Annotated in this window: 15 protein-coding genes and 4 pseudogenes; 12 read left to right on the top strand and 7 right to left on the bottom strand. The window is 72.0% G+C overall.

Features of this window, described 5'->3' with window-relative positions:
• Positions 1 to 40 precede the first annotated feature (40 nt).
• Together JSY13_RS02955 and JSY13_RS02950 are read left to right on the top strand one after the other, a co-directional pair.
• A pseudogene (locus JSY13_RS02955) lies at positions 41 to 544 on the top strand (transposase); the annotation flags it as partial.
• A gap of 392 nt (positions 545 to 936) precedes the next feature.
• A pseudogene (locus tag JSY13_RS02950) lies at positions 937 to 1,077 on the top strand (IS481 family transposase); the annotation flags it as partial.
• Here JSY13_RS02950 and JSY13_RS02945 read toward each other — a convergent pair.
• Positions 1,068 to 1,671, bottom strand: a pseudogene (locus JSY13_RS02945) (LD-carboxypeptidase); the annotation flags it as partial. The pseudogenes JSY13_RS02950 and JSY13_RS02945 overlap by 10 nt on opposite strands.
• Positions 1,672 to 1,793: 122 nt before the next feature.
• Between JSY13_RS02945 and JSY13_RS02940 the strand changes: the two are divergent.
• Positions 1,794 to 3,671: an ABC transporter ATP-binding protein gene (locus tag JSY13_RS02940; protein ID WP_259607536.1), complete on the top strand. Its 1,878-nt coding sequence runs from the start codon at positions 1,794 to 1,796 to the stop codon at positions 3,669 to 3,671.
• 91 nt (positions 3,672 to 3,762) lie between these two features.
• On the opposite strand, the gene uraD is transcribed toward JSY13_RS02940, so the two are convergent.
• The 3 genes from uraD to JSY13_RS02925 form a co-directional block, all read right to left on the bottom strand.
• Positions 3,763 to 4,278, bottom strand: coding sequence for a 2-oxo-4-hydroxy-4-carboxy-5-ureidoimidazoline decarboxylase (uraD, locus tag JSY13_RS02935; protein ID WP_259607534.1), 516 nt, complete (start codon positions 4,276 to 4,278; stop codon positions 3,763 to 3,765).
• Entirely contained in the window at positions 4,275 to 4,586 is a 312-nt protein-coding gene (locus JSY13_RS12525) for a hypothetical protein (RefSeq protein WP_349773880.1), read from the bottom strand. The genes uraD and JSY13_RS12525 overlap by 4 nt, the downstream gene beginning before the upstream one ends.
• A gap of 222 nt (positions 4,587 to 4,808) precedes the next feature.
• On the bottom strand, positions 4,809 to 6,680 hold the full coding sequence (locus JSY13_RS02925; protein WP_432806432.1) for a phosphoenolpyruvate carboxykinase (GTP): 1,872 nt from the start codon (positions 6,678 to 6,680) through the stop codon (positions 4,809 to 4,811).
• A 115-nt stretch (positions 6,681 to 6,795) separates the two neighbouring features.
• Between JSY13_RS02925 and JSY13_RS02920 the strand changes: the two genes are divergently transcribed.
• Positions 6,796 to 8,238 carry an XRE family transcriptional regulator gene (locus tag JSY13_RS02920; protein WP_259607532.1) on the top strand — a complete coding sequence of 481 codons (1,443 nt, stop codon included), beginning with the start codon at positions 6,796 to 6,798 and terminating at the stop codon, positions 8,236 to 8,238.
• Between the two features lie 31 nt (positions 8,239 to 8,269).
• Here the strand turns inward: JSY13_RS02920 and JSY13_RS02915 are convergent, their stop codons facing one another.
• The gene (locus JSY13_RS02915) at positions 8,270 to 9,388 is read right to left on the bottom strand and encodes a winged helix DNA-binding domain-containing protein (RefSeq protein ID WP_259607530.1); all 1,119 of its coding nucleotides are present in this window, start codon (positions 9,386 to 9,388) and stop codon (positions 8,270 to 8,272) included.
• 157 nt (positions 9,389 to 9,545) lie between these two features.
• Between JSY13_RS02915 and JSY13_RS02910 the strand changes: the two are divergent.
• Positions 9,546 to 10,136, top strand: a pseudogene (locus JSY13_RS02910) (HAD-IA family hydrolase); the annotation flags it as partial.
• A 51-nt stretch (positions 10,137 to 10,187) separates the two neighbouring features.
• Here the strand turns inward: JSY13_RS02910 and JSY13_RS02905 are convergent.
• Positions 10,188 to 10,625 carry an Lrp/AsnC family transcriptional regulator gene (locus JSY13_RS02905; RefSeq protein WP_259607528.1) on the bottom strand — a complete coding sequence of 146 codons (438 nt, stop codon included), beginning with the start codon at positions 10,623 to 10,625 and terminating at the stop codon, positions 10,188 to 10,190.
• A gap of 152 nt (positions 10,626 to 10,777) precedes the next feature.
• On the opposite strand from JSY13_RS02905, the gene pdhA reads away from it, so the two are divergent.
• The 3 genes from pdhA to JSY13_RS02890 are packed head-to-tail and all read left to right on the top strand — an operon-like array spanning position 10,778 to position 14,462.
• Positions 10,778 to 11,881 (top strand): pyruvate dehydrogenase (acetyl-transferring) E1 component subunit alpha, encoded by a 1,104-nt coding sequence (pdhA, locus tag JSY13_RS02900; protein ID WP_259607526.1) that lies wholly within the window; start codon positions 10,778 to 10,780, stop codon positions 11,879 to 11,881.
• A complete protein-coding gene (locus tag JSY13_RS02895; RefSeq protein ID WP_259607524.1) occupies positions 11,878 to 12,909 on the top strand; it encodes an alpha-ketoacid dehydrogenase subunit beta in 1,032 nt (343 codons plus the stop codon). Before pdhA ends, JSY13_RS02895 begins: the two co-directional genes overlap by 4 nt.
• Positions 12,909 to 14,462 carry a dihydrolipoamide acetyltransferase family protein gene (locus JSY13_RS02890; protein WP_259607522.1) on the top strand — a complete coding sequence of 518 codons (1,554 nt, stop codon included), beginning with the start codon at positions 12,909 to 12,911 and terminating at the stop codon, positions 14,460 to 14,462. The genes JSY13_RS02895 and JSY13_RS02890 overlap by 1 nt, the downstream gene beginning before the upstream one ends.
• A 163-nt stretch (positions 14,463 to 14,625) precedes the next feature.
• On the opposite strand, the gene JSY13_RS02885 is transcribed toward JSY13_RS02890, so the two are convergent.
• A complete protein-coding gene (locus JSY13_RS02885; protein WP_259607521.1) occupies positions 14,626 to 15,963 on the bottom strand; it encodes an MFS transporter in 1,338 nt (445 codons plus the stop codon).
• A 203-nt stretch (positions 15,964 to 16,166) separates the two neighbouring features.
• Between JSY13_RS02885 and JSY13_RS02880 the strand changes: the two genes are divergently transcribed.
• Genes JSY13_RS02880 through paaZ form a run of 4 tightly spaced genes read left to right on the top strand, consistent with a single transcriptional unit; the run spans position 16,167 to position 21,062 of the window.
• Complete coding sequence (locus JSY13_RS02880; RefSeq protein WP_259607519.1) at positions 16,167 to 17,354, top strand: thiolase family protein; 1,188 nt, start codon at positions 16,167 to 16,169, stop codon at positions 17,352 to 17,354.
• Complete coding sequence (locus JSY13_RS02875) at positions 17,351 to 18,091, top strand: enoyl-CoA hydratase/isomerase family protein (protein ID WP_259607517.1); 741 nt, start codon at positions 17,351 to 17,353, stop codon at positions 18,089 to 18,091. The genes JSY13_RS02880 and JSY13_RS02875 overlap by 4 nt, the downstream gene beginning before the upstream one ends.
• The gene (locus tag JSY13_RS02870) at positions 18,088 to 18,954 is read left to right on the top strand and encodes a 3-hydroxyacyl-CoA dehydrogenase family protein (RefSeq protein WP_259607516.1); all 867 of its coding nucleotides are present in this window, start codon (positions 18,088 to 18,090) and stop codon (positions 18,952 to 18,954) included. Before JSY13_RS02875 ends, JSY13_RS02870 begins: the two co-directional genes overlap by 4 nt.
• A complete protein-coding gene (gene paaZ, locus JSY13_RS02865) occupies positions 18,951 to 21,062 on the top strand; it encodes a phenylacetic acid degradation bifunctional protein PaaZ (RefSeq protein ID WP_259607514.1) in 2,112 nt (703 codons plus the stop codon). Before JSY13_RS02870 ends, paaZ begins: the two co-directional genes overlap by 4 nt.
• Positions 21,063 to 21,080: the final 18 nt, after the last annotated feature.

Here is a 21,080-nt window from a genome sequence, read left to right as displayed (position 1 = left end):
GCGGGCGGCGTTCGATGCGGAGTACGAGACGGTGCTGCAGATCAAGGCACGCCGGGATCGGCTCGACCGGGCGATCGAGCAGCTCGCCGCCGACAGCGAGTTCACCCCGGTCGTGCGCAGGCTCGGGTGTCTGCGTGGAGTGAGCACGCTGACGGCGTTTGCTCTGGCCGTGGAGATCGGCGACTGGGACAGGTTCACCGGCAACAGCATCGGATCGTTCGTCGGACTCGTGCCCAGTGAGTTCTCGTCCGGGCAATCCCGGGTGCAGGGACCCATCACCAAGACCGGCAACGGCCATGCCCGTCGGCTGCTCGTCGAATCCGCCTGGCATCATCGTCCGCGCTATCACGTCGGCGCTGTCATGCACGGGCGTTGGGAACAAGCCTCCGCCGTAGCTCGTGCCCGCGGTGACCTCGGGAACAGGCGCCTCCACGACCGGTGGGTCAGGTTCATCGAACGACGCAAACGACCCACGATCGCGAACGTCGCCGTCGCGAGAGAACTCGCCGGCTGGTGCTGGTCCCTGGCAGTGATGAACGACTGATCCCTCGAGCTGCTTCGCGATCTCAACGGCCGGTGGCAGCGCGAGGAGCGACCCGCGAAACACCTATGAGCAGCTCGGCATCATGCGGGCGACGCTCGTTCCTAGACACGCGGTCCCGCTCCTGCCGAAGAACCGTCCTGCGGTAACCAACCCGCGAATATCAGACTGACCGCGCGTCGCAACGACACGCTCACCCGCCAGCCCGACCACGAAGCAAGAGGCGCCGCCCGGGGCAATCCCGGACGGCGCCTCGCCATGCCCTCTTGACAACAAGGCACTACATATCAGATGTACTGCCCAGGGAGGTTGTTTGATCTGGCTTCCCTGATGTGACGAGAACCTCTCGGCAGAGTGGAGCTGCTACCGCATCCGCTCTGAACCAGGAGGTTCTCGTGTCTCACGCTAACGCGGCGCTCACCCCGCGCCAAAGGCTCCGTCTTGCACAGAAGATCGTCGACGAGGAGTGGACGGTCGCCGCGGCGGCGGACTACTTCCGTGTCTCCTGGCCCACCGCCGCGAAATGGACGCGCCGCTCTGGCCCCGCCCACACCCACGGCTCGGTGGGCTCACGCTCCCCGTACGCGGTGAGGGCGGCCGGATCCTGCCAGCGGCGGCCGAAGTCTTCCGATTCGCCCGGCTCCGTGATCTCGAGCTCGCCCCCGTCCAGCAGGGCGGCGCGCAGCGACCTGCGGTGGATCTCGTCCGCGGCCGGGCCCGCCCCCAGGTGCACCTGGGTCGACCCGCCGTGGAATCCGGCCACGCCGTGCCGCCACAGCCAGTTCAGGATGTTGGTGTTGTCGCTGTATCCGAGGAACGGCTTCGGGTCGGCCACCGCGAGCGCCGGATCGAGGTGCGGTGTGACGAGGATCTGGTCGTCGCCGCCGATGGTCGCCAGGATCGCGCGGATGTCGGGGTCGGCGAGGGCGGCGTTCACGTCCGCCGCGCGGGCCCTCCGGGGTCGCATCCAGCCGGCGCGTCGTGGGGTACTCGACCGGGAGCAGCCCCGTGATCTCGGTCAGCCGGCGCATCGCCTGCTCGTGCAGCGCGAGCGAGACGGCGGGCGCGGCGAACGCGGGCGAGAGCACCGCGACGCGGTCGCCGGAGCGGGCCTTGGCGGGAATCAGCATCCGTCCATCCCACCACGTCGGTGGGTCCGGACCGCACGCGAGTGCCGCCGGCAGACCGCGGACAGGCGGCGCATAGGCGGCTCATCGGAAGATGGAACGGTCCCCACGGAACGAGGTCCCTCATGTCGCGCACGGCGTCCCCCCGCCGCCGCGGACGCCGCGTGCAGAGCGACGGTCCGCGCGCCACCTTCCGCCAGCTGCTCCCCTTCCTGTTCGAGCACAAGCGGGTGCTCGCCCTCGTCGCGCTCCTCAGCGTGATCGGCGCGCTCGCCTCCCTCGCGCAGCCGCTGCTGGTCGGCCAGGTCATCGACCGGGTGCAGCGGGGCGAGACGCTCGGCGCGCTGGTGTGGCTGCTGGTCGGCTTCGTGATCGTGGCATCCGTCATCTCCGGCTACCAGCACTACCTGCTGCAGCGCACCGGCACGGCCGTGGTGTACTCCAGCCGGCGGCAGCTGATCCGTCGCATCCTGCATCTGCCGATCAGCGAGTTCGACGCGCGCCGCACCGGCGATCTCGTCTCGCGCGTCGGCACCGACACCACGCTGCTGTACGCGGTGCTCACGCAGGGGCTCGCGGATGCCGTCGGCAGCGCGATCCTGTTCCTCGGCGCGGTGATCGGGATGCTGCTCATCGACCCGCTGCTGCTCCTCCTCATCGCCGTCGTGATCGGCGGGTCGGTGGTCGTCGTGGTGCTGCTCAGCGGCCGCATCCGCACGGCATCCGCCGCGCAGCAGGAGAAGGTGGGCGAACTCGCGGCGGGCGTGGAGCGGGCGGTCGGGTCGATCCGAACCGTGCGCGCCGCGGGCGCGACCGAGCGGGAGACCGCGGCCGTGACCGGGCTGGCGGCGGAGGCCTACGGCCTGGGCGTGCGGATCGCGAAGATCTCGTCCATGGTGGTGCCGATCGCCGGCGTCGCACTGCAGCTGTCCCTGCTCGTCGTGCTCGGCGTCGGCGGGTTCCGGGTCGCGGCGGGTGCGATCTCGATCGCGGCGCTGGTGACCTTCATCATGTTCCTGTTCATGCTGATCCTGCCCCTGGGATCGGCCTTCGGCGCGATCACCTCGGTCAACCAGGCGCTCGGTGCGCTCGGGCGCATCCAGGAGGTCCTGGACCTTCCCGAGGAGACGGCGCGGGACGAGTCGGATGCCGCCGCGGTCGCGGCCCCCGTCGCCGGTGCCGCCGCGCTCGAGTTCCGCGAGGTGCGCTTCCAGTACCCCGACGACGTCGTCGCGGCCCGCGAGGCGGCGGCGCAGGAGGCGCGCACCCTGCTCGCCGACGCGCACCTCGACACGGATGCCGGCATCGAGCCGCCCGCGTCGCGCGAGGTGCTGCGCGGCGTGTCGTTCTCCGTGCCGCGGGGCGCGCGCGTGGCCCTGGTCGGCCCGAGCGGGGCGGGCAAGAGCACGATCCTGAGCCTGATCGAGCGGTTCTACGACCCGACCGGCGGCTCGATCCGCCTCGCCGGGCACGACCTGCGCAGCTACCCGCGCGACGAGCTGCGCGCGCATTTCGGCTACGTCGAGCAGGACGCCCCGACGCTGGCCGGCTCGCTCGCCGACAACCTGCGCCTGGCCTCCCCCGCCGCCTCGGATGCCGATTGCGAACGCGTGCTGCGGGCGGTCAACCTCGGCGACGTGCTCGAGCGCAGCCCGCTCGGGCTGCAGGCGCCCGTGGGCGAGGACGGCGTGATGCTGTCCGGCGGCGAGCGCCAGCGGCTGGCGATCGCCCGCGCCCTGCTCACCGAGGCGCCGATCCTGCTGCTGGACGAGTCGACCTCGTCGCTGGACGGCGTGAACGAGCAGCGGATGCGGGAGGCCATCGACGCGGTCTCCGCGGACCGCACCCTGCTCGTGATCGCGCACCGGCTGTCCACCGTGGTCGACAGCGATCTCATCGTCGTGCTGGAGGACGGGGTCGTCGTCGGCCAGGGCCGTCACGACGAGCTGGTGGAGCGCGTGCCGCTCTACCGGGATCTGGCCCGGCACCAGCTGCTCGCCTGAGAGATCACCTGCCCGCTTGAGGCAGGGGCGCCGCCCTGCTCAGGCGGCCGTGCTCAGGCCGCGGCCGCGGTGCTCGGGCCGCGGCCGCGAATCACACCGCGACCACGCGGTCGAGCCGGCTGCGCGAGATGAGCGCGATCTGCGCGAGCGCCTCCTGCCGCTCGGTCTCGGTGTGTCTGCCGAGGCGGCGCTCGAACTCCGCGAAGATCGACTCCTTCGTGTGCCCGCGCACCGCGATCACGAACGGGAACCCGTGCCGCGCCAGGTAGGCCGCGTTCAGCTCGGCCATCCGCGCGAACTCCTCGGGGCCGAGCGCGTCCAGACCGGCGCTGGACTGCTCCCCGACCGATTCCGGGGTCATCTCCCCCGCCCTGGCCTCCTTCCCTGCCAGGGCGGGGTGGGCGTTCAGGAAGTCGAGCACCTGCTGCCGATCGGCGTCCTCGACGACCGCGAACATCGCACGGTGCAGCTCGCTGACGTCCGCGAACGGGCGTGCGTCCCAGGCGGCGCGCGCGACCCACGGTGAGTTCTCGAACACCCGCCCCAGCGCCGCTACGAAGCGGTCGCGGTCCATGTCGTTGATCTCGTCGAGAGGGATGCCGCTCATGCCTGCACCTCTGGCCCCTTCGCCGCCGCCGGCGCCGGGGCATCCGTCGCGGGCACCGGCGCCTCAGCTACGGCATCCGTGATGCGGACGACCTCGGCCTCGGCCTCGGTCTCGGGCACGGCGATCGTGATCGTCTCCGTCTTCGGCGCCTCGCGGAACTTCGGGACGAGCAGCAGGATCAGCACGCTGACGATGCCCCAGCCCAGGGTGATCCGCATGATGGTCTTCTTCGCACCGATCTTCTGCAGCACGAGGTTGCTCGGCACCTCGAACAGGAAGTAGCCGAGGAAGAAGATGCCGGCACGCACGCGTCAAGGTTTTGGTACACCGGATTTCCTTTTGGGATACCAAAGCCGGGGATCGGACGCGGTCGGATAGCGGATGCGAAAGGCCGCCGCTCCGGAGAGCGACGGCCTTCCGTCGACGGATGCGGAGCACCGAGACCACTCAGCCATGATCGTCTCGGCGCCCCGCATCCGGGTCTGTCACCGCGCGAGGCGGCGCGATGCACCCCTGCGGGAACGCCCGCCTTACCGCGCGGCGTTCAGCCGGTAGCGCAGCGCCTCGAGCTCGCTGCGCAGCGCGGCCGGGAGCCGGTCGCCGAAGATGCCGTAGAACTCCTCGGTGAGGTCGGCCTCGCGCAACCAGGCGTCCCCGTCGATCGCGAACAGCTCGGCGAGATCCTCCTCCCGGATCTCCAGGCCGTCCAGGTTCAGGTCCTCGATGCGGGGCAGGCGCCCGATCGGGCTGTCCACGGCGTCGACCTCGCCGGAGATGCGCCGGATGATCCAGTCGATCACCCGGGCGTTGTCCCCGAAGCCCGGCCACAGGAACCGGCCATCCTCGCCCCGGCGGAACCAGTTGACCTGGAAGATCCGCGGAGCGCGGTCGAAGCGGAGCGTGCGGCCGACCTTGAGCCAGTGCGCGAAATAGTCGCCCATGTTGTACCCGCAGAACGGCAGCATCGCGAACGGGTCGCGGCGCAGCTCGCCCACGGTCCCCTCCGCCGCCGCGGTGCGCTCCGACGAGATGGTCGAGCCCAGGAAGACGCCGTGGGTCCAGTCGGTCGCCTCGACGACGAGCGGCACGTTGGACGCGCGCCGCCCGCCGAACAGGATGACATCCAGCGGCACGCCCTCGGGCGACTCCCAGTCCTCCGCGATCTGCGGGCACTGCGAGGCGGCCACGGTGAAGCGCGAGTTCGGGTGTGCGGCCGGGCGGCCGGAGTCCGGGGTCCACGGGTTGCCCTGCCAGTCGATGAGCTCGGCCGGAGGGGTGTCGGTGAGGCCCTCCCACCAGACGTCGCCGTCCGGGCGGAGCGCGACGTTGGTGAAGATCGTGTTCCCCCACAGCGTCTCGACGGCGGTCACGTTGGTGGACTCGCCGGTGCCCGGGGCGACGCCGAAGAAGCCCGCCTCCGGGTTCATCGCGTACATCCGGCCGTCCTCGCCGGGGCGGATCCAGACGATGTCGTCGCCGAGCGTCTCGACCTTCCAGCCGGGGATGGTCGGGCGCAGCATCGCGAGGTTCGTCTTGCCGCACGCGGACGGGAAGGCCGCGGCGACGTGGTAGGCCCGGCCGTTCGGGTCGGTGACGCGGATGAGCAGCATGTGCTCGGCGAGCCAGCCCTCGTCGCGGGCGATCACCGAGGCGATCCGCAGGGCGAAGCACTTCTTGGCGAGGATGGCGTTGCCGCCGTATCCGGAGCCGAAGGAGTAGACCTCGAGCGTGTCCGGGAAGTGCACGATGTACTTCTCGTCGTTGCACGGCCACTCGACGTCCTGCTGACCCGGCTCGAGCGGGGCGCCGACGGAGTGCACGGTCTTCACCCACGGCGCACCCTCGGCGATCTGCCGCGTGACGGCGTCGCCGACGCGGGTCATGATGCCGATCGAGACGACGGCGTAGGCGCTGTCGGTGACCTGGACGCCGATGTGGGACAGCTTGCCGCCCACCGGGCCCATCGAGAACGGCACGACGTACATCGTGCGTCCGCGCATGGAGCCCTCGAAGAGGCCGTTCAGCGTCGTGCGGATCTCGGCGGGGTCGGCCCAGTTGTTCGTCGGTCCGGCATCCTCCTCCTTCTCGGAGGCGATGAAGGTGCGCGCCTCGGTGCGCGCGACGTCGCTGGGGTGGGAGCGGGCGAGGTACGAACCCGGCCGCCACTCGGGGTTGAGCTTGATGAGCTTGCCCTCGTCCACGAGGCCCCGCAGGAGCGCGTCGTTCTCGGCGCGCGAGCCGTCGACCCAGTGGATGCGATCCGGCTGGGTGAGCGCCGCGATCTCGTCCACCCACGCGCGCAGCTCGGCCATGGCCGGAGTGTCGTACGCCGGTGCCGCTCCGAACTCGCGCGCAGGGGCGACGGAGGGGATGCGGGGGGCGTAGGTCTCGGCGATGGCCATAGCTGCTGCTCCTTTGGGGAAGGCGGATGCTGTACCTCTATCTTCTTCGCACTTCAGGACCACTTTCGTCCCAAATGGTCTGAAAGAAGTCGAGTTCTTTCGATATGATCAAGGAATGGCGAGCACCGGACTGGAACTGACGACCCTGGGCCACCGCATCCGGCACCACCGGACCTCCCGCGGCCTGACCCTGGACGAGCTCGGCGCGCAGGTCGGCATCGCCGGCTCGCAGCTGAGCCTCATCGAGAACGGCAAGCGCGAGCCGAAGCTCTCGCTGCTGCAGGCGATCGCGCAGGTGTGCGGCACCGAGGTGGCGGATCTCATCTCCGGGGAGCCGCCGAATCGCCGCGCCGCACTGGAGATCGAGCTGGAGCGCGCGCAGGCCAGCCCGGTGTTCCGCCAGCTGGGCATCGCGCCGGTGCGGGTCACCAAGAGCATGAGCGACGAGACCATCGAATCGATCCTCGGACTGCACCGCGAGCTGCAGCGCCGCGAGCGCGAGGCGATCGCCACGCCGGAGGAGGCCCGCCGGGCGAACACCGAGCTGCGGCTGAAGATGCGGGAGCAGAACAACTACCTTCCCGAGATCGAGAAGCTCGCCGAGAAGCAGCTCAAGGCGGCCGGCCACACCTCCGGCGCGCTCACCCACCGCACCGTGAGCATCATGGCCGAGAAGCTCGGCTTCGAGCTGCTGTACGTCGACGACCTGCCGCACTCCACCCGGTCGATCACCGACCTCGAGAACGGCCGGATCTACCTGCCGCCCGCGTCGATCCCGGGCGGGCACGGCCTGCGCTCGATGGCGCTGCAGGCGATGGCGCACCGCATCCTCGGGCATACTCGCCCCACGGACTACGCGGACTTCCTGCAGCAGCGGCTGGAGATCAACTACTTCGCCGCCTGCTGCCTGATCCCGGAGACCGCCGGGGTCGCGTTCCTGCAGCAGGCCAAGAAGGACAAGAACCTCGCAGTGGAGGACTTCCGCGACGCGTTCGGCGTCACCCACGAGGCGGCGGCGATGCGCCTGACGAACCTGATGACCCAGCATCTGGACATGCGGCTGCACTTCCTGCGCGTGGACGAGAACGGCGCGATCACGCGGGTGTACGAGAACGACGACCTGCCGCTGCCCATGGACGTGACCGGGTCGGTGGAGGGCCAGCCGGCGTGCCGCCGGTTCTCGGCACGGGCCGCGTTCGCGCAGCGCAACCGCACCACCGAGCACTACCAGTACACGGACACGCCGTCCGGGACGTACTGGTGCTCGACGCAGACCGGGTCCTCCAGCGACGGCGGCTTCTCGATCACGGTCGGGGTGCCCTTCGACGACGCCCGCTGGTGGCGCGGTCGGGAGACCGGCCACCGCGCCCAGTCCACCTGCCCGGACGAGTCGTGCTGCCGCCGCGCCCCTGAGGAGGCCAGCCGCCGCTGGGAGGGCAAGGCGTGGCCGAGTGCCCGGGTGCACACCCACATGTTCTCGCCGCTCCCCCGCGGCGCCTTCCCCGGTGTGGACGACAACGAGGTGTACGCCTTCCTCGACCGCCACGCCCAGGAGTGACGCCCGGGGCGGATGCCGGGGTCGTGGCCGGTCAGCGCGGGGCGGGCTCGCTCCCCACGAAGCTCGCGAAGCGGGCGACGGCGGATGCCGCGCCGCGGTCCGCCGCCTCGGCATCCGCATCCGCGTCGAACAGCTCCGCCCCTCCGGCCGCCGACCACGTGCCGACCACGCGCCCGCCGGCCACCAGCACCGGGCGCACCATCCCGTTCTTCCCCGGGCCGATGTCGTCGAGGCGCTCCGGCGCGCAGACGGCGGTGCGATCGGCGTACGAGATGTAGTACTCGTCGAAGGCCGGAAGGGCGAACGTCGCGGCATCCGGCAGCGAACGCCGTGGACGCGGCCGCGCGAGGAAGACGCCGTCCTCCACCTCGGTCAGGCGCGCACCGGCGCGCTCGGCGGCCTCCCGCGCCGTGCCGAGCGGGAGCCCCGACCACCACGCGAAGTCGGCGGCACCTGCGGGGCCATGCCCCCGGATGTACCGGACGAAGAGCTCCGCGAGCGGATCGTCCGGCGTGTACGGGTCCCGCACCCACTCCTCGACGAGCACGAACCGCTGATCGCGGCTCACTCCCCCGTTCCGCGCGGCCACCGGCCCCTGACAGAGCACGCCGGCGAAGGTGAGCGCGGCGAGCAGGTGCACGCCCCGCTGCGCGCGCGGATCGATGCCCGCCCGCTCCCACAGCGCGAAGATCTCGGCGCGCGCGAGTCCGCCGTCGCCGAGCGCGGGACGGATCGCGCGCTCGGCGACGGCGAGCATCGCCTCGTCGATGCCGAGCTGACGGTGCCGCGCCGCCGCCTGCCTGCGCTGCCGTTCGGCCGTCACCGACAGGATCCAGGCGAGATCGCGGGCCGGCACGATGTGCAGGGTGCCGCGCATGGTCCAGCCGCGCACGAGCTCTCCGCGCGCGAACGCGGCATCCACCGTCGCGAGGGTCGGCTCGCCGCGCGTGCGCACGCCGAGCGCCCATCGGCCGGCGAGGAAGTCCTGGCTCTGCACCGCGAGCATGTGCGCGGCGGCATCCGCCACCGTCGCCGCCGGCGTCGTCAGCCGGTGCGAGCGCAGCCGGTCCGAGCTCGTCCCGGAGGGACTCGGCGACGTGCGCGGCCGGGATGAGCGGAGGCGCTCGGCGGGAAGAGGGGCGGGCGTCATGCCCCCATCCTGCCGAGCGCCTCCGACATCCGCATCCGGCGCCGCGCTCAGGCCTGCAGCGCGACCTCGCGCTCCTCGTGCAGCGTCACCTCGCGCCGCTCGGGCAGCACGACCGGGTGCGACCCGGCCATCACCTCGAGCACGCACCCTAGTCGACTCCACGGCCGCGGTGGAGCGCCTCTGGCTGGAGTGGGCGGAGCCGCACGGGCTCGACCCGGATCGGGTGCTGGAGGTCGTGCACGGCCGGCAGGGCCATCAGAGCATGGCGATCCTGCTGCCCGACCGCGACCACCGGATCAACCTGGCCGAGAACGTGCAGATGCTCGCCCGCGAGAGCCAGGACGTGGACGGCGTCACCGAGATCGCCGGCGCCGCCGCGCTGCTGGAGGCCCTCGCCGACGTGCCGCACGCCATCGTCACCTCCGCCGATGTCGCGCTGATGACCGCCCGCATGGGGGCGGCCGGGCTCTCCCTGCCGGGCCTGACCGTCACGGCCGAGAACGTGTCGGCGTCCAAACCGGATCCGGAGGGCTTCGTCCTGGCCGCGGGGCGGCTGGGCGTGGCACCCGAGGACTGCGTCGTGTTCAAGGACTCCGAGGCGGGGATCGATGCCGCCAAGGCCGCGGGCATGACCGTCATCGGCGTGGGCGCCGGCTCGGCCGCGCACTCCCCCGACCACATGGTCGCCGATCTCACCGGCATCCGTGTCACGCACGTCGAGGACGGCGTGGTGATCGAGCTCCCCTGAGCGACGCTGAGCGGACCCGCGCGGACGGAACCCGGGGCGCGCGGACGCGGGTCAGGCCCGGGAGAAGTCCTCGAAGATGAGCGTCGTCCGGGTCGAGCGCACGGACGGGATCGCCTGGATGTCCTCCAGCACGATCCGCCTCAGGTCTCGGGCGTCGCGCGCGCGGACCAGGAGGATGACGTCGACGTCGCCGCCGACGAGGGCCATATGCTCGACCTCCGGGATCGCCCGCAGCCGGTCCTGCACGTCCTGCCAGGTCGCCTGCTCGATGGCGAGCATGACGTAGGCGGAGGCGTGGTGGCCGAGCAGCACCGGATCGGTGCGGACGGTGTAGCCGGTGATGACACCGGCATCCGTGAGCCTCTTGATACGCGCATGCGCGCCCGCGCGGGAGATGTGCACGGCGTCCGCGATCGCGGTCATCGACGACCGCGCATCCTTGCGCAGCTCCGCCAGGATCGCCTGATCCACCTCGTCGAGCTCTGCCATGCACCCTCCCGTTCCGTCAGCGAATTCTGACACTCTGGCCGGGATCGCCGCAATGCGATGGCAATCGTCCAGATTTCCCAGCCACCCTCTGGACGAGTGCGCGCCCGAGAGTCAAGCTTTCCTCATCAGGTTCGGCGAGGAGGGCGAACACGATGCGATACGAGCACCTGCTCCCGCGCGACGCGCCGGTGCGGCTCATCGACGAGACCGGCGCCGCCGTCGCCGACGACCATTACCGGATGCCGGATGACGACACCCTGCTGCGGGCGTACCGCGGCCTCGTCGAGGGACGGCGGATCAACGACCAGGCCGGCGCCCTCGTGCGCCAGGGCCGCCTGGCGGTGTACCCGTCCTCGCACGGCCAGGAGGCGTGCCAGGTGGGCGCCGCGCTGGTGCTCGGCGACCGCGACTGGCTGTTCCCCACCTACCGCGACGCCGTCGCGATCATCGGGCGCGGGGTGAGCCCGGCCGAGGCGATGACGCTGCTGAAGGGCGACTGGCACTCCGGCTACGATCCGACCGCGCACCGGGTCGCCCCGCAGACGACCCCGCTCGCGACGCAGCTCCTGCACGCGGTCGGCTTCGCGCAGGCGGCGAAGCACCGCGGCGAGGACACCGCCGTGCTGGCCCTGTGCGGCGACGGCGCCACCAGCGAGGGCGACTTCCACGAGGCGATGAACTTCGCCGCCGTGTTCCACGTGCCGGTGGTGTTCTTCGTGCAGAACAACGAGTTCGCCATCTCCGTGCCGCTGTCCCGGCAGACGGCGGCCCCCTCCCTCGCGCACAAGGCGATCGGATACGGGATGCCCGGTGAGCGCGTCGACGGCAACGACGTCGCCGCCGTGCTCGCCGTGCTCGGCGAGGCCGTCGACCGCGCCCGCACCGGAGGGGGCCCCTCCCTCGTCGAGGCGCACACGTACCGGATGCAGGCGCACACCAACGCCGACGACGACACCCGCTACCGCGATCGCACGGACGTGCAGGCCTGGACCGCCCGCGACCCGCTGCTGCGGCTGCGCGCGCATCTCGCCGGCAGACAGCTCCTCGACGACGCGGCCGAGGAGAGGATCGCCGCCGAGGCCGAAGAGGTGGCGGCCGCGCTCCGCACGGCGCTGAACACGGACGCCGATCACGACCCCGAGGACCTGTTCCGGTTCGTCACCGCGACCCGCTCGCCGCAGCTCGAGGAGCAGTGGCGGATGCTGCGCGACGAGATCGACCGGGCTTCCCTCGCCGACGCAGGAGGCCACCGATGACGCTCGCACACGACGACATCCGCCTCGACACGGCCCACGCCGAGCCGGCGGTGCAGACGATGACGATGGCGGCGGCGCTCAACCGCGCCCTCGCGGACGCCCTCGCCGAGGACCCCGACGTCGTCGTCTTCGGCGAGGACGTCGGGGCGCTCGGCGGTGTGTTCCGCATCACAGACGGGCTCACCGCGCGGTTCGGCGAGGACCGCTGCTTCGACACCCCGCTGGCCGAGTCCGGCATCGTGGGCACGGCGGTCGGCATGGCGATGAACGGCATGCGGCCCGTGGTGGAGATGCAGTTCGACGCCTTCGCCTTCCCCGCCTTCGAGCAGATCGTCAGCCACGTCGCCAAGCTCGGCAACCGCACGCGCGGGGCGATGCGGATGCCCATGGTGATCCGCATCCCGTTCGGCGGCGGCATCGGCGGCGTCGAGCACCACTGCGACTCCTCCGAGGCCTACTACGCGCACACGCCGGGCCTCACCGTGGTGTGCCCGTCCACGCCGCAGGACGCGTACTCGCTGCTGCGCGCGGCGATCGCCTCTCCCGACCCGGTGGTCTTCCTCGAGCCGAAGAAGCTCTACTGGTCCAAGGGCGAGGTGGACACCTCGCGGACGGCCGAGATCGGGACCGCGCACATCGTGCGGGACGGCACCGACGTCACCGTGATCGCCTATGGCGCCTGCGTGCCGCTCGCGCTCGAGGCCGCGGAGATCGCGGCCGGCGAGGGGCGTAGCGTGCAGGTCGTCGACGTCCGCAGCCTCACCCCGTTCGACGACGCCATGGTCACGGCCGCGGTGCGCTCCACGGGCCGGGCGGTCGTGGTCGCCGAGGCTCCCGGGTTCGCGAGCGTCGCCTCCGAGATCCAGGCGCGCGTCTTCGAGCGCTGCTTCGAGTTCCTCGAGGCGCCGGTGCGCCGCGTCACCGGGTTCGACACCCCGTACGCGCCGCCGAAGCTCGAGCACTGGTACCTGCCGGATGCCGACCGCATCCTCGACGCGATCGACTCGCTGCACTGGGAGGACGAGTGATGAGCACCCTCACGTCGCACGTGTTCCGTCTGCCCGACCTGGGCGAGGGGCTCACCGAAGCGGGCCTGGTGCAGTGGCTGGTGCAGGTGGGCGACACGATCAGGACCGATCAGGCGATCGCCGAGGTGGAGACCGCGAAGAGCGTGGTCGAACTCCCCTCCCCCTTCTCCGGCGTCGTCACCGCGCTACACGGCGAACCCGGTGACACGATCCCGGTGGGCGCTCCGGTGCTCGAGGTGGCGGATGCCGTCCCCGCCCCTTCCCCGTCGTTGAACGAGCCGGGCTCCCTTCCCCGGCCGTTGAGCGAGCGCGGCGTAGCCGAGCGAGACGAAACGCCCGCGCCTCACGCAGCTTCCGCGCAGGAGACCTACCGCACCGAGGAGCGCGCCGGCTCGGGGAACGTCCTGATCGGCTACGGCACCTCCGAGCGCACCACGAGCGGGCGCCGCCGGCGGCCCCGCGAGGCCGCACCCGCCGCGGTGTCAGGACGTCCGCAGGAATCCAGGACGATCTCGCCGGACGCATCCGCAGAACGTGCCGACGTCCAGACGTCGGATGCCGCGGCGCAGGCCGCCGCACCACGGCCCGGCGAGGCGCGCCGGCCCGTGGCCGTCCGCTCGCCGCTGGTGCGCCGGCTGGCGCGGGACCTCGGGCTGGACGTGCACACCATCACGCCGACCGGCCCGGACGGCGCCATCACGCGCGCCGACGTGCTGCGGGCGGCGGTCGATCACGCGGTGGACGGCGTCGCCGCGGCGTCCGCGGGCGCGGCCACCTCCGGGGCCCCGGCCGCCTCCGCATCCGACGCCGCATCTGCGGCATCCGGGACCGCCGCGGGCACACGCGACGCCGTCGCGGGACTGTCGGTCCGCGCCCGTGAGCGCCTCAGTCCGCTGCGCAAGGCGGCCAGCGCGACGTTCAGCCGCAGCCGCGCCGAGATCCCCGAGGCGACGGTCTGGGTCGATGTGGACGCCACGCGGCTCTGGGAGCTGCGCGCGGAGCTGGCCGCGGACGGCCGGGCGCCGTCGCTGACCGCGCTGATCGCCCGCTTCGTGCTCCTCGCCCTCGCCGACCATCCCCTGCTGGCGTCCCGGCTCAGCGAGGACGGGCAGGAGATCGTCACCTTCGACGGCGTGAACCTCGGCGTCGCCGCGGACACGCCGCGCGGCCTGATGGTGCCGGTGATCCCGCGCGCGCACGAGCTGACGGTCGACGAGCTCGACGCCGCGCTCCGCGAGCTCGCCGAGACCGCCCGAGCCGGCGGCATGCCGCCCGAGCGCCTGCGCGGCTCCACGTTCACCATCAACAACTACGGCGCCTTCGGCGTCGACGGCTCCGCGGCGATCATCAACCACCCCGAGGTGGCGATCCTCGGCGTGGGCAGGATGATCGAGCGCCCCTGGGTCGTCGACGGCGCCATCGTGCCGCGGCGGATCGCGCAGCTCTCGCTCGTGTTCGACCACCGCGTGTGCGACGGCGGGTACGCCGCCGGCTTCCTGCGCCGGGTCGTCGAGCTCATCGAGCATCCGCTGCGCGCCTACGGGCGCGTCTGACGGGCGCGCACCTTCCGCGGTCCGCGCATCCCCTGGTGCCGTTCTGTCGCTTCAGGGCCCCGGAAGCAGCAGGACGGCACAAACAGACGGGAGCGATGGGGGCGTCTGACCCCGGCCCGTGAGTGGCGGCCGGGCGGGACGAGCGCCCGCCCGGCCGCCGCGCTCAGCGCGTGCGCGTGCCCGCCGTGCGGGCGGCCTCCACGTCGACGCTGTGGGTGTCCAGCGGAACACCCTTCGTCTCCTTCACCAGCGTCACCGCCACGAGCGAGACGATCGTGATGATCAGCACGTACACCCCGATCGACCACGACGTCCCGGTGTTCTGCAGGAGCAGCTGTGCGATCAGCGGTGCGAAGGCGCCGCCGAGGATCGCGCCCAGCGCGTATCCGATCGAGACGCCCGAGTAGCGCACGTCCGCCGGGAACATCTCCGCGTACAGCGCCGACTGCGGACCGTACGAGAGACCCAGCCCGATCGTGAGGACGAAGAGCGCGATGAAGTACAGCCCGACGTTCCCGGTGTCGATGAGGAACCACATCGGGATCGCCCACACCGCGATCAGCCCGTAGCCGATCTGGAACGTCCGCACTCGGCCCAGCCGGTCGGACAGCCAGCCGCCGGTCATCGTGAAGATCAGCCATCCGAACGACGCCAGCGTCGTCATCAGCAGCGCCGTCGGCTGCGGCATCCCCACCACGGTGGAGACGTAGGTCGTGAAGAACGCGATCAGCAGGTAGCCGGCGGCGTTGTTGGCGATGAAGATCAGCGCTGTGAGCACCACCTCGCGCCCGTGGTGCCGGAACAGGGTCGCCAGCGGCGCCGAGGACTCGCGCTTGCGCTCGAGCAGCTCCTTGAAGATCGGGGATTCCTCGACGGCGCGGCGGATGATGTACCCGACGACGATCAGCACGATCGAGAACAGGAACGGCAGCCGCCAGCCCCACGCCAGGAAGGCCTCCTCGGTCATGCTGGAGCGCAGCACCCACATCGTGAACGTGGCCAGGATCATGCCGATCGGCACGCCGATCTGCGGGTAGGCGCCGAACAGGCCGCGCTTTCCGGCCGGCGCGTGCTCCACCGACATCAGGGCGGCGCCGCCCCACTCGCCGCCGGCCGAGAAGCCCTGCAGCACGCGCAGCAGCACGAGCATCACGGTGGCCAGGACGCCGATGTCCGCGTAGGTCGGCAGCACGCCGATCAGCGAGGTGGCCAGACCCATCAGGATGAGGGTCAGCACCAGCATCCGCTTGCGTCCGAGCCGGTCGCCGAGGTGACCGGCGATCACCGCGCCGAGCGGCCGGAACAGGAACGAGATGCCCAGCGACGCCCACGAGGCGATCTGCGCGCCGGTCGGCCCCAGCGGGGCGAAGAACAGCCCGCCGAAGACGAGGCCGGCGGCCTGGGCGTAGATGAAGAAGTCGTACCACTCGATGGTCGTGCCGACGAGGGTGCCCGCGAGGACGCGGCGCTCCTCGCGACGTCGGATCGCTGTATCCGCCATGTGAACTCCATTGTCCGGGTAATCCTGACCGATCGTTCAGTCAGTGTCAGCGGGGTACATCGTGCGCACCCTCGCGCGCACCGGGATGTTGCGCTCGCCACCGCGCCTTGCGACCGCTCCGCCGTCCTGTCATGATTTACTGACCGATTGGTAGGGAAAGATGCGCAGCATCGACCCGCCGTTCCACGCGATGGAGATGGAATATGACGGATGCCTTCCTCGTCGGCGGTGTGCGCACCCCGATCGGACGGTACGGCGGGGCGCTCTCGAGCGTGCGCCCCGACGATCTCGCCGCCCTCGTGGTGCGCGCCGCCATCGACGGCGCCGGGGTGCCGGACGACGCCGTGGAGGAGGTGATCCTCGGCGCCGCGAACCAAGCCGGCGAGGACAACCGCAACGTCGCCCGGATGGCCGTGCTGCTCGCCGGACTCCCCGACGAGGTGCCGGGCGTCACCGTCAACCGCCTGTGCGCCTCGGGCATGTCGGCGATCGCGATGGCGGCGCAGGCGATCCGCGCCGGCGACGCCGAGCTGATGGTCGCCGGCGGCGTGGAGTCGATGACCCGCGCCCCGTGGGTGCAGGCGAAGCCGGAGCGGTCCTGGGCGAAGCCGGGCGAGGCCTTCGACACCTCGATCGGCTGGCGGTTCGTCAACCCGCGGATCGCCGCGCGCGAGAAGGCCACGTTCTCGATGCCGGAGACCGCCGAGGAGGTCGCTCGTCGCGACCGGATCTCGCGCGCTGATGCCGACGCGTTCGCGCTGCGCAGCCACCAGCGCGCCGTCGAGGCGCGCGACGCCGGCCGCTTCGACGCCGAGATCGTGCCGGTGCCCACGCGCACCGGCGAGGTGACCGTCGACGAAGGCCCGCGCCGGGACACCAGCGCGGAGGCGCTGGCGGCGCTGCGCCCGGTGGTCGCGGGCGGCGAGGTGGTCACCGCCGGCAACTCCAGCTCGCTCAACGACGGGGCATCCGCCGTCGTCGTCGCGAGCGCGGAAGCCGTGCGCCGCTACGGCCTGACCCCGCGCGCCCGGATCGTCGCCTCCACCTCGGCCGCTCTTGCCCCCGAGATCATGGGCCTCGGGCCGGTTCCGGCCACCGAGCGGGCCCTGCGCCGGGCCGGGCTGTCGGTCTCCGACCTCGGCGCGGTGGAGCTGAACGAGGCGTTCGCCACCCAGTCGCTCTCGTCCATCCGCCGGCTCGGCCTGGACCCCGAGATCGTCAACCGCGACGGCGGGGCGATCGCGCTCGGGCATCCCCTCGGCTCGAGCGGATGCCGCATCGTCGTCACCCTGATGGGCCGGATGGAGCGCGAGGAGGCCGGTCTCGGCCTCGCCACCATGTGCGTGGGCGTCGGCCAGGGCACCGCGATGATCCTGGAGCGGGTGGCGTGACCGGCCCGCTGCTCGTGGAGCGCGGCGCGGACCGCGTGGTCGCGACCCTGAACCGGCCGGAGAAGCGCAACGCGATCGACCAGGACACCGTCGACGCGCTGCACGCGCTGTGCGCCGAGCTCGAGGAGGAGCCGCGCACCCTGATCCTCACCGGCTCCGGCGGGGTGTTCGCCTCCGGCGCCGACATCGCCCAGCTGCGGAAGCGACGGGCCGAGGACGCCCGGCGCGCGATCAACGCGACCGCCTTCATCCGCATCAGCGAGCTGCCGATGCCGGTGATCGCGGCGGTGGCCGGATACGCCCTCGGCGGGGGCGCGGAGCTGGCGTACGCGGCCGACATCCGCATCGCCGCCCCGACCCTGCGGATCGGGAATCCGGAGACCGGGCTCGGCATCATCGCCGCGGCCGGTGCGACCTGGCGGCTGCCCGAGATCGTCGGAGCGGCGCGCGCGAGCGACCTGCTGCTCACCGGCCGCATCCTCGACGCCGACGAGGCGCTCGCGTGGGGGCTGGTGTCGGCGATCCACCCGGCCGACGAGCTGCTCGCCGCGGCGCACGCGATCGCCGACCGGGTCGCCGCGAACGACCCGCTCGCCACCCGGCACACCAAGCGGGCCCTGCGCGCCCCGCGGCACGAGCATCCGGACATCGAGAAGGAGCTGCAGGCCGAGCTGTTCGAGTCCGGCGAGAAGCACCGCCGGATGACGGAGTTCCTGGAGCGGAGGAGCGGACGATGACCCTGCAGGTGCCGGACCGGGTCGGCGTCCTCGGCGGCGGCCGGATGGGCGCGGGCATCGCCCATGCGTTCCTCCTCGCCGGCGCGCGCGTGCACGTCGTGGAGCGGGACGGGCAGAGCGCGGATGCCGCGCGGGAGCGGATCCGCGACAGCATCCGCCGCTCCGTCGAGCGCGGACACGCCACCGAGACCGAGGACGTGATCGCGGACCGCCTCAGCACCGGGACGGATGCCGGCGGCTTCGCCGGGCACGCCCTCGTCGTCGAGGCCGTGCCCGAGGACCGGGGACTGAAGGAGGAGGCGCTCGCCCGGGCGGAGGCGGCTCTGGGCGGCGACGCGGTGCTCGCCACGAACACCTCGTCGATCTCGATCGACGACCTGGCCGCTTCCCGGCGGCATCCCGAGCGCTTCCTGGGGCTGCACTTCTTCAACCCGGTGCCGGCGTCGGCGCTCGTCGAGGTCGTCCGCGGGGCGGCCACGGACCCGGCCGTCGTCGAGGGGGCCCGGGGCTGGGTGACCGGTCTCGGGAAGACGGCGATCGTGGTGCGCGACTCCCCCGGGTTCGCCTCGTCGCGACTGGGCGTGATGCTCGGCCTGGAGGCGATACGGATGCTGGAGGAGGGCGTCGCCAGCGCCGAGGACATCGACGCGGCGATGACGCTCGGCTACCGGCATCCGGTCGGCCCGCTGCGCACCACCGACCTGGTCGGGCTGGACGTGCGTCTGGGGATCGCCGAGGAGCTCGCCGCGGCGCTCGGCCCGCGATTCGAGCCGCCCGCCCTGCTGCGCCGCATGGTCGCCGAGGGCAGGCTCGGCCGCAAGACCGGACACGGCTTCTACGAATGGAACGAGGACGAGAGATGACCGACTACCTCCCCAGCTACGTCCAGGGCGAGTGGTGGACCCCGGACCTCCGGCCGGACTCCGGCACCGGTGCAGAGGGACCGCACGCCACCGAGGTGCGCGACGCGTCGACCGGCGAGGTGATCGCGCGCGTCTCCACCGACGGGCTCGACATCGCCGGCGCGCTCGAGTACGCCCGCACGGTCGGGCAGGCGAGCCTGGGGGCGCTCACCTTCCACCAGCGCGCGCTGCTGCTCAAGCAGTTCGCCCTCGCCCTCACCGAGCGCAAGGACGAGCTCTACGCGCTGTCCGCGCGCACCGGGGCGACGAAGACGGACTCGTGGGTCGACATCGACGGCGGCATCGGCGTGCTGTTCTCCTATTCGGGCAAGGGCCGTCGGGAGCTGCCGAACAGCACCGTGTACGTCGACGGGCCCGTCGAGCCGCTCTCCAAGGACGGGTCTTTCCTGGGCCGTCACGTGTACACCCGGCTGCCCGGCGTCGCGGTGCAGATCAACGCGTTCAACTTCCCGGTGTGGGGGTCGCTGGAGAAGCTCGCGCCCGCGTTCCTGGCCGGCGTACCCACCGTGATCAAGCCCGCCACGCCCACCGGCTACCTCGCCGAGGCGATGGTGCGGATCCTGGTCGACGCGGGGCTGCTGCCCAGCGGGTCGGTGCAGCTCATCAGCGGGAGCGCGCCGACCCTGCTCGACCACCTGCGCCTAGGCGACCTGGTCGGCTTCACCGGCAGCGCCTCCACCGCGGAGAGCCTGCGCACGCACCCCGCGGTGCAGACCGGCGGGGTCCGCTTCACCGCGGAGACCGACTCGATCAACGCGTCCGTGCTCGGCACGGACGCCGTGCCCGGCACGCCGGAGTTCGACGCCTACGTGCGCCAGCTCGTGATCGAGATGACCAGCAAGGCCGGCCAGAAGTGCACCGCGATCCGCCGTGCCGTGGTGCCCGCGGCGACCGCGGATGCGGTCGTCGACGCGGTCCGGGCGCGGCTGGAGGAGAAGACCGTGCTCGGCGACCCGCGCGCCGAGGGGGTGACCATGGGCCCGCTCGCCTCGGCCGCCCAGCGCGACGAGGTGCTCCGTCAGGTGGAGCGGCTCACCGCCGGCGGCGGGCGGATGGTGATCGGCTCCACCGCGTCCCCCGAGGTGCGACGTGCGGACGGCAGCACCGGCCCGGCGCCGGAGGGTGCCTTCGTGGCGCCCATCCTGCTCCGCTTCGACGACGCGGAGGCCGACGTCGTGCACACCGTCGAGGCCTTCGGTCCGGTGTCCTCGCTGATCACGTACGACACGATCGCGGAGGCCGCCGACATCGTCGCCCGCGGCGGCGGGTCGCTGGTCACCAGCATGGCCACGCACGACCCCGAGCAGGCGGTGCAGCTGGCGCGCCGCATCGCCCCCTTCAACGGCCGGATGCTGCTGCTCGACCGCGACGACGCCCGCTCCTCCACCGGGCACGGCTCGCCGCTGCCCACGCTGGTGCACGGCGGACCGGGGCGCGCCGGCGGCGGCGAGGAGCTCGGCGGCATCCGCGCGGTGCTGCACCACATGCAGCGCACCGCAGTGCAGGGGTCGCCGGAGATGCTCACCGCGCTCACCGGCATCTGGCATCCGGGCGCCTCCGCGCGTTCCGAGGGCACGCATCCTTTCCGCAAGTCGCTGGCCGAGCTGCGCATCGGCGATCAGATCGTCTCCTCGTCGCGCGAGGTCACCCTCGAGGACATCGAGACCTTCGCGCACTTCACCGGCGACACGTTCTACGCGCACATGGACGAGAAAGCGGCCGCCGCGAACCCGTTCTTCCCCGGCCGGGTCGCGCACGGCTACCTGCTGGTGTCCTGGGCGGCGGGCCTGTTCGTGGACCCCGAGCCGGGGCCGGTGCTGGCCAACTACGGACTGGAGAACCTGCGCTTCCTCACCCCGGTGTCACCCGGCGACGAGATCCGGGTGGAGCTCACGGCGAAGCAGATCACCCCGCGCGAGACCGACGACTACGGCGAGGTGCGGTGGGACGCGGTGATCAAGAACCAGGACGACGAGATCGTCGCCACGTACGACGTGCTGACGCTGGTCAGCAAGGAGCGGGTGTCCGAACCCGTCCCCACCCCCTGACAGGCCGATGACCCCCTG

Source organism: Microbacterium neungamense (assembly GCF_024971095.1).
Classification (GTDB): Bacteria; Actinomycetota; Actinomycetes; order Actinomycetales; family Microbacteriaceae; genus Microbacterium; species Microbacterium neungamense.
This window is presented reverse-complemented; position numbering and strand designations above follow the sequence as displayed.

What these genes read in the sequence shown, in the direction of transcription:
- JSY13_RS02895 (WP_259607524.1), top strand. Translation starts at nt 11,878, where the DNA reads ATGACGCTCGCACACGACGACATCCGCCTCGACACGGCCCACGCCGAG.
- JSY13_RS02940 (WP_259607536.1), top strand. Translation starts at nt 1,794, where the DNA reads ATGTCGCGCACGGCGTCCCCCCGCCGCCGCGGACGCCGCGTGCAGAGC.
- uraD (WP_259607534.1), bottom strand. Translation starts at nt 4,278, where the DNA reads ATGAGCGGCATCCCTCTCGACGAGATCAACGACATGGACCGCGACCGC.
- paaZ (WP_259607514.1), top strand. Translation starts at nt 18,951, where the DNA reads ATGACCGACTACCTCCCCAGCTACGTCCAGGGCGAGTGGTGGACCCCG.
- JSY13_RS02885 (WP_259607521.1), bottom strand. Translation starts at nt 15,963, where the DNA reads ATGGCGGATACAGCGATCCGACGTCGCGAGGAGCGCCGCGTCCTCGCG.
- JSY13_RS02890 (WP_259607522.1), top strand. Translation starts at nt 12,909, where the DNA reads ATGAGCACCCTCACGTCGCACGTGTTCCGTCTGCCCGACCTGGGCGAG.
- JSY13_RS02870 (WP_259607516.1), top strand. Translation starts at nt 18,088, where the DNA reads ATGACCCTGCAGGTGCCGGACCGGGTCGGCGTCCTCGGCGGCGGCCGG.
- JSY13_RS02920 (WP_259607532.1), top strand. Translation starts at nt 6,796, where the DNA reads ATGGCGAGCACCGGACTGGAACTGACGACCCTGGGCCACCGCATCCGG.
- JSY13_RS02880 (WP_259607519.1), top strand. Translation starts at nt 16,167, where the DNA reads ATGACGGATGCCTTCCTCGTCGGCGGTGTGCGCACCCCGATCGGACGG.
- pdhA (WP_259607526.1), top strand. Translation starts at nt 10,778, where the DNA reads ATGCGATACGAGCACCTGCTCCCGCGCGACGCGCCGGTGCGGCTCATC.
- JSY13_RS02915 (WP_259607530.1), bottom strand. Translation starts at nt 9,388, where the DNA reads ATGACGCCCGCCCCTCTTCCCGCCGAGCGCCTCCGCTCATCCCGGCCG.
- JSY13_RS02925 (WP_432806432.1), bottom strand. Translation starts at nt 6,680, where the DNA reads ATGGCCATCGCCGAGACCTACGCCCCCCGCATCCCCTCCGTCGCCCCT.
- JSY13_RS02905 (WP_259607528.1), bottom strand. Translation starts at nt 10,625, where the DNA reads ATGGCAGAGCTCGACGAGGTGGATCAGGCGATCCTGGCGGAGCTGCGC.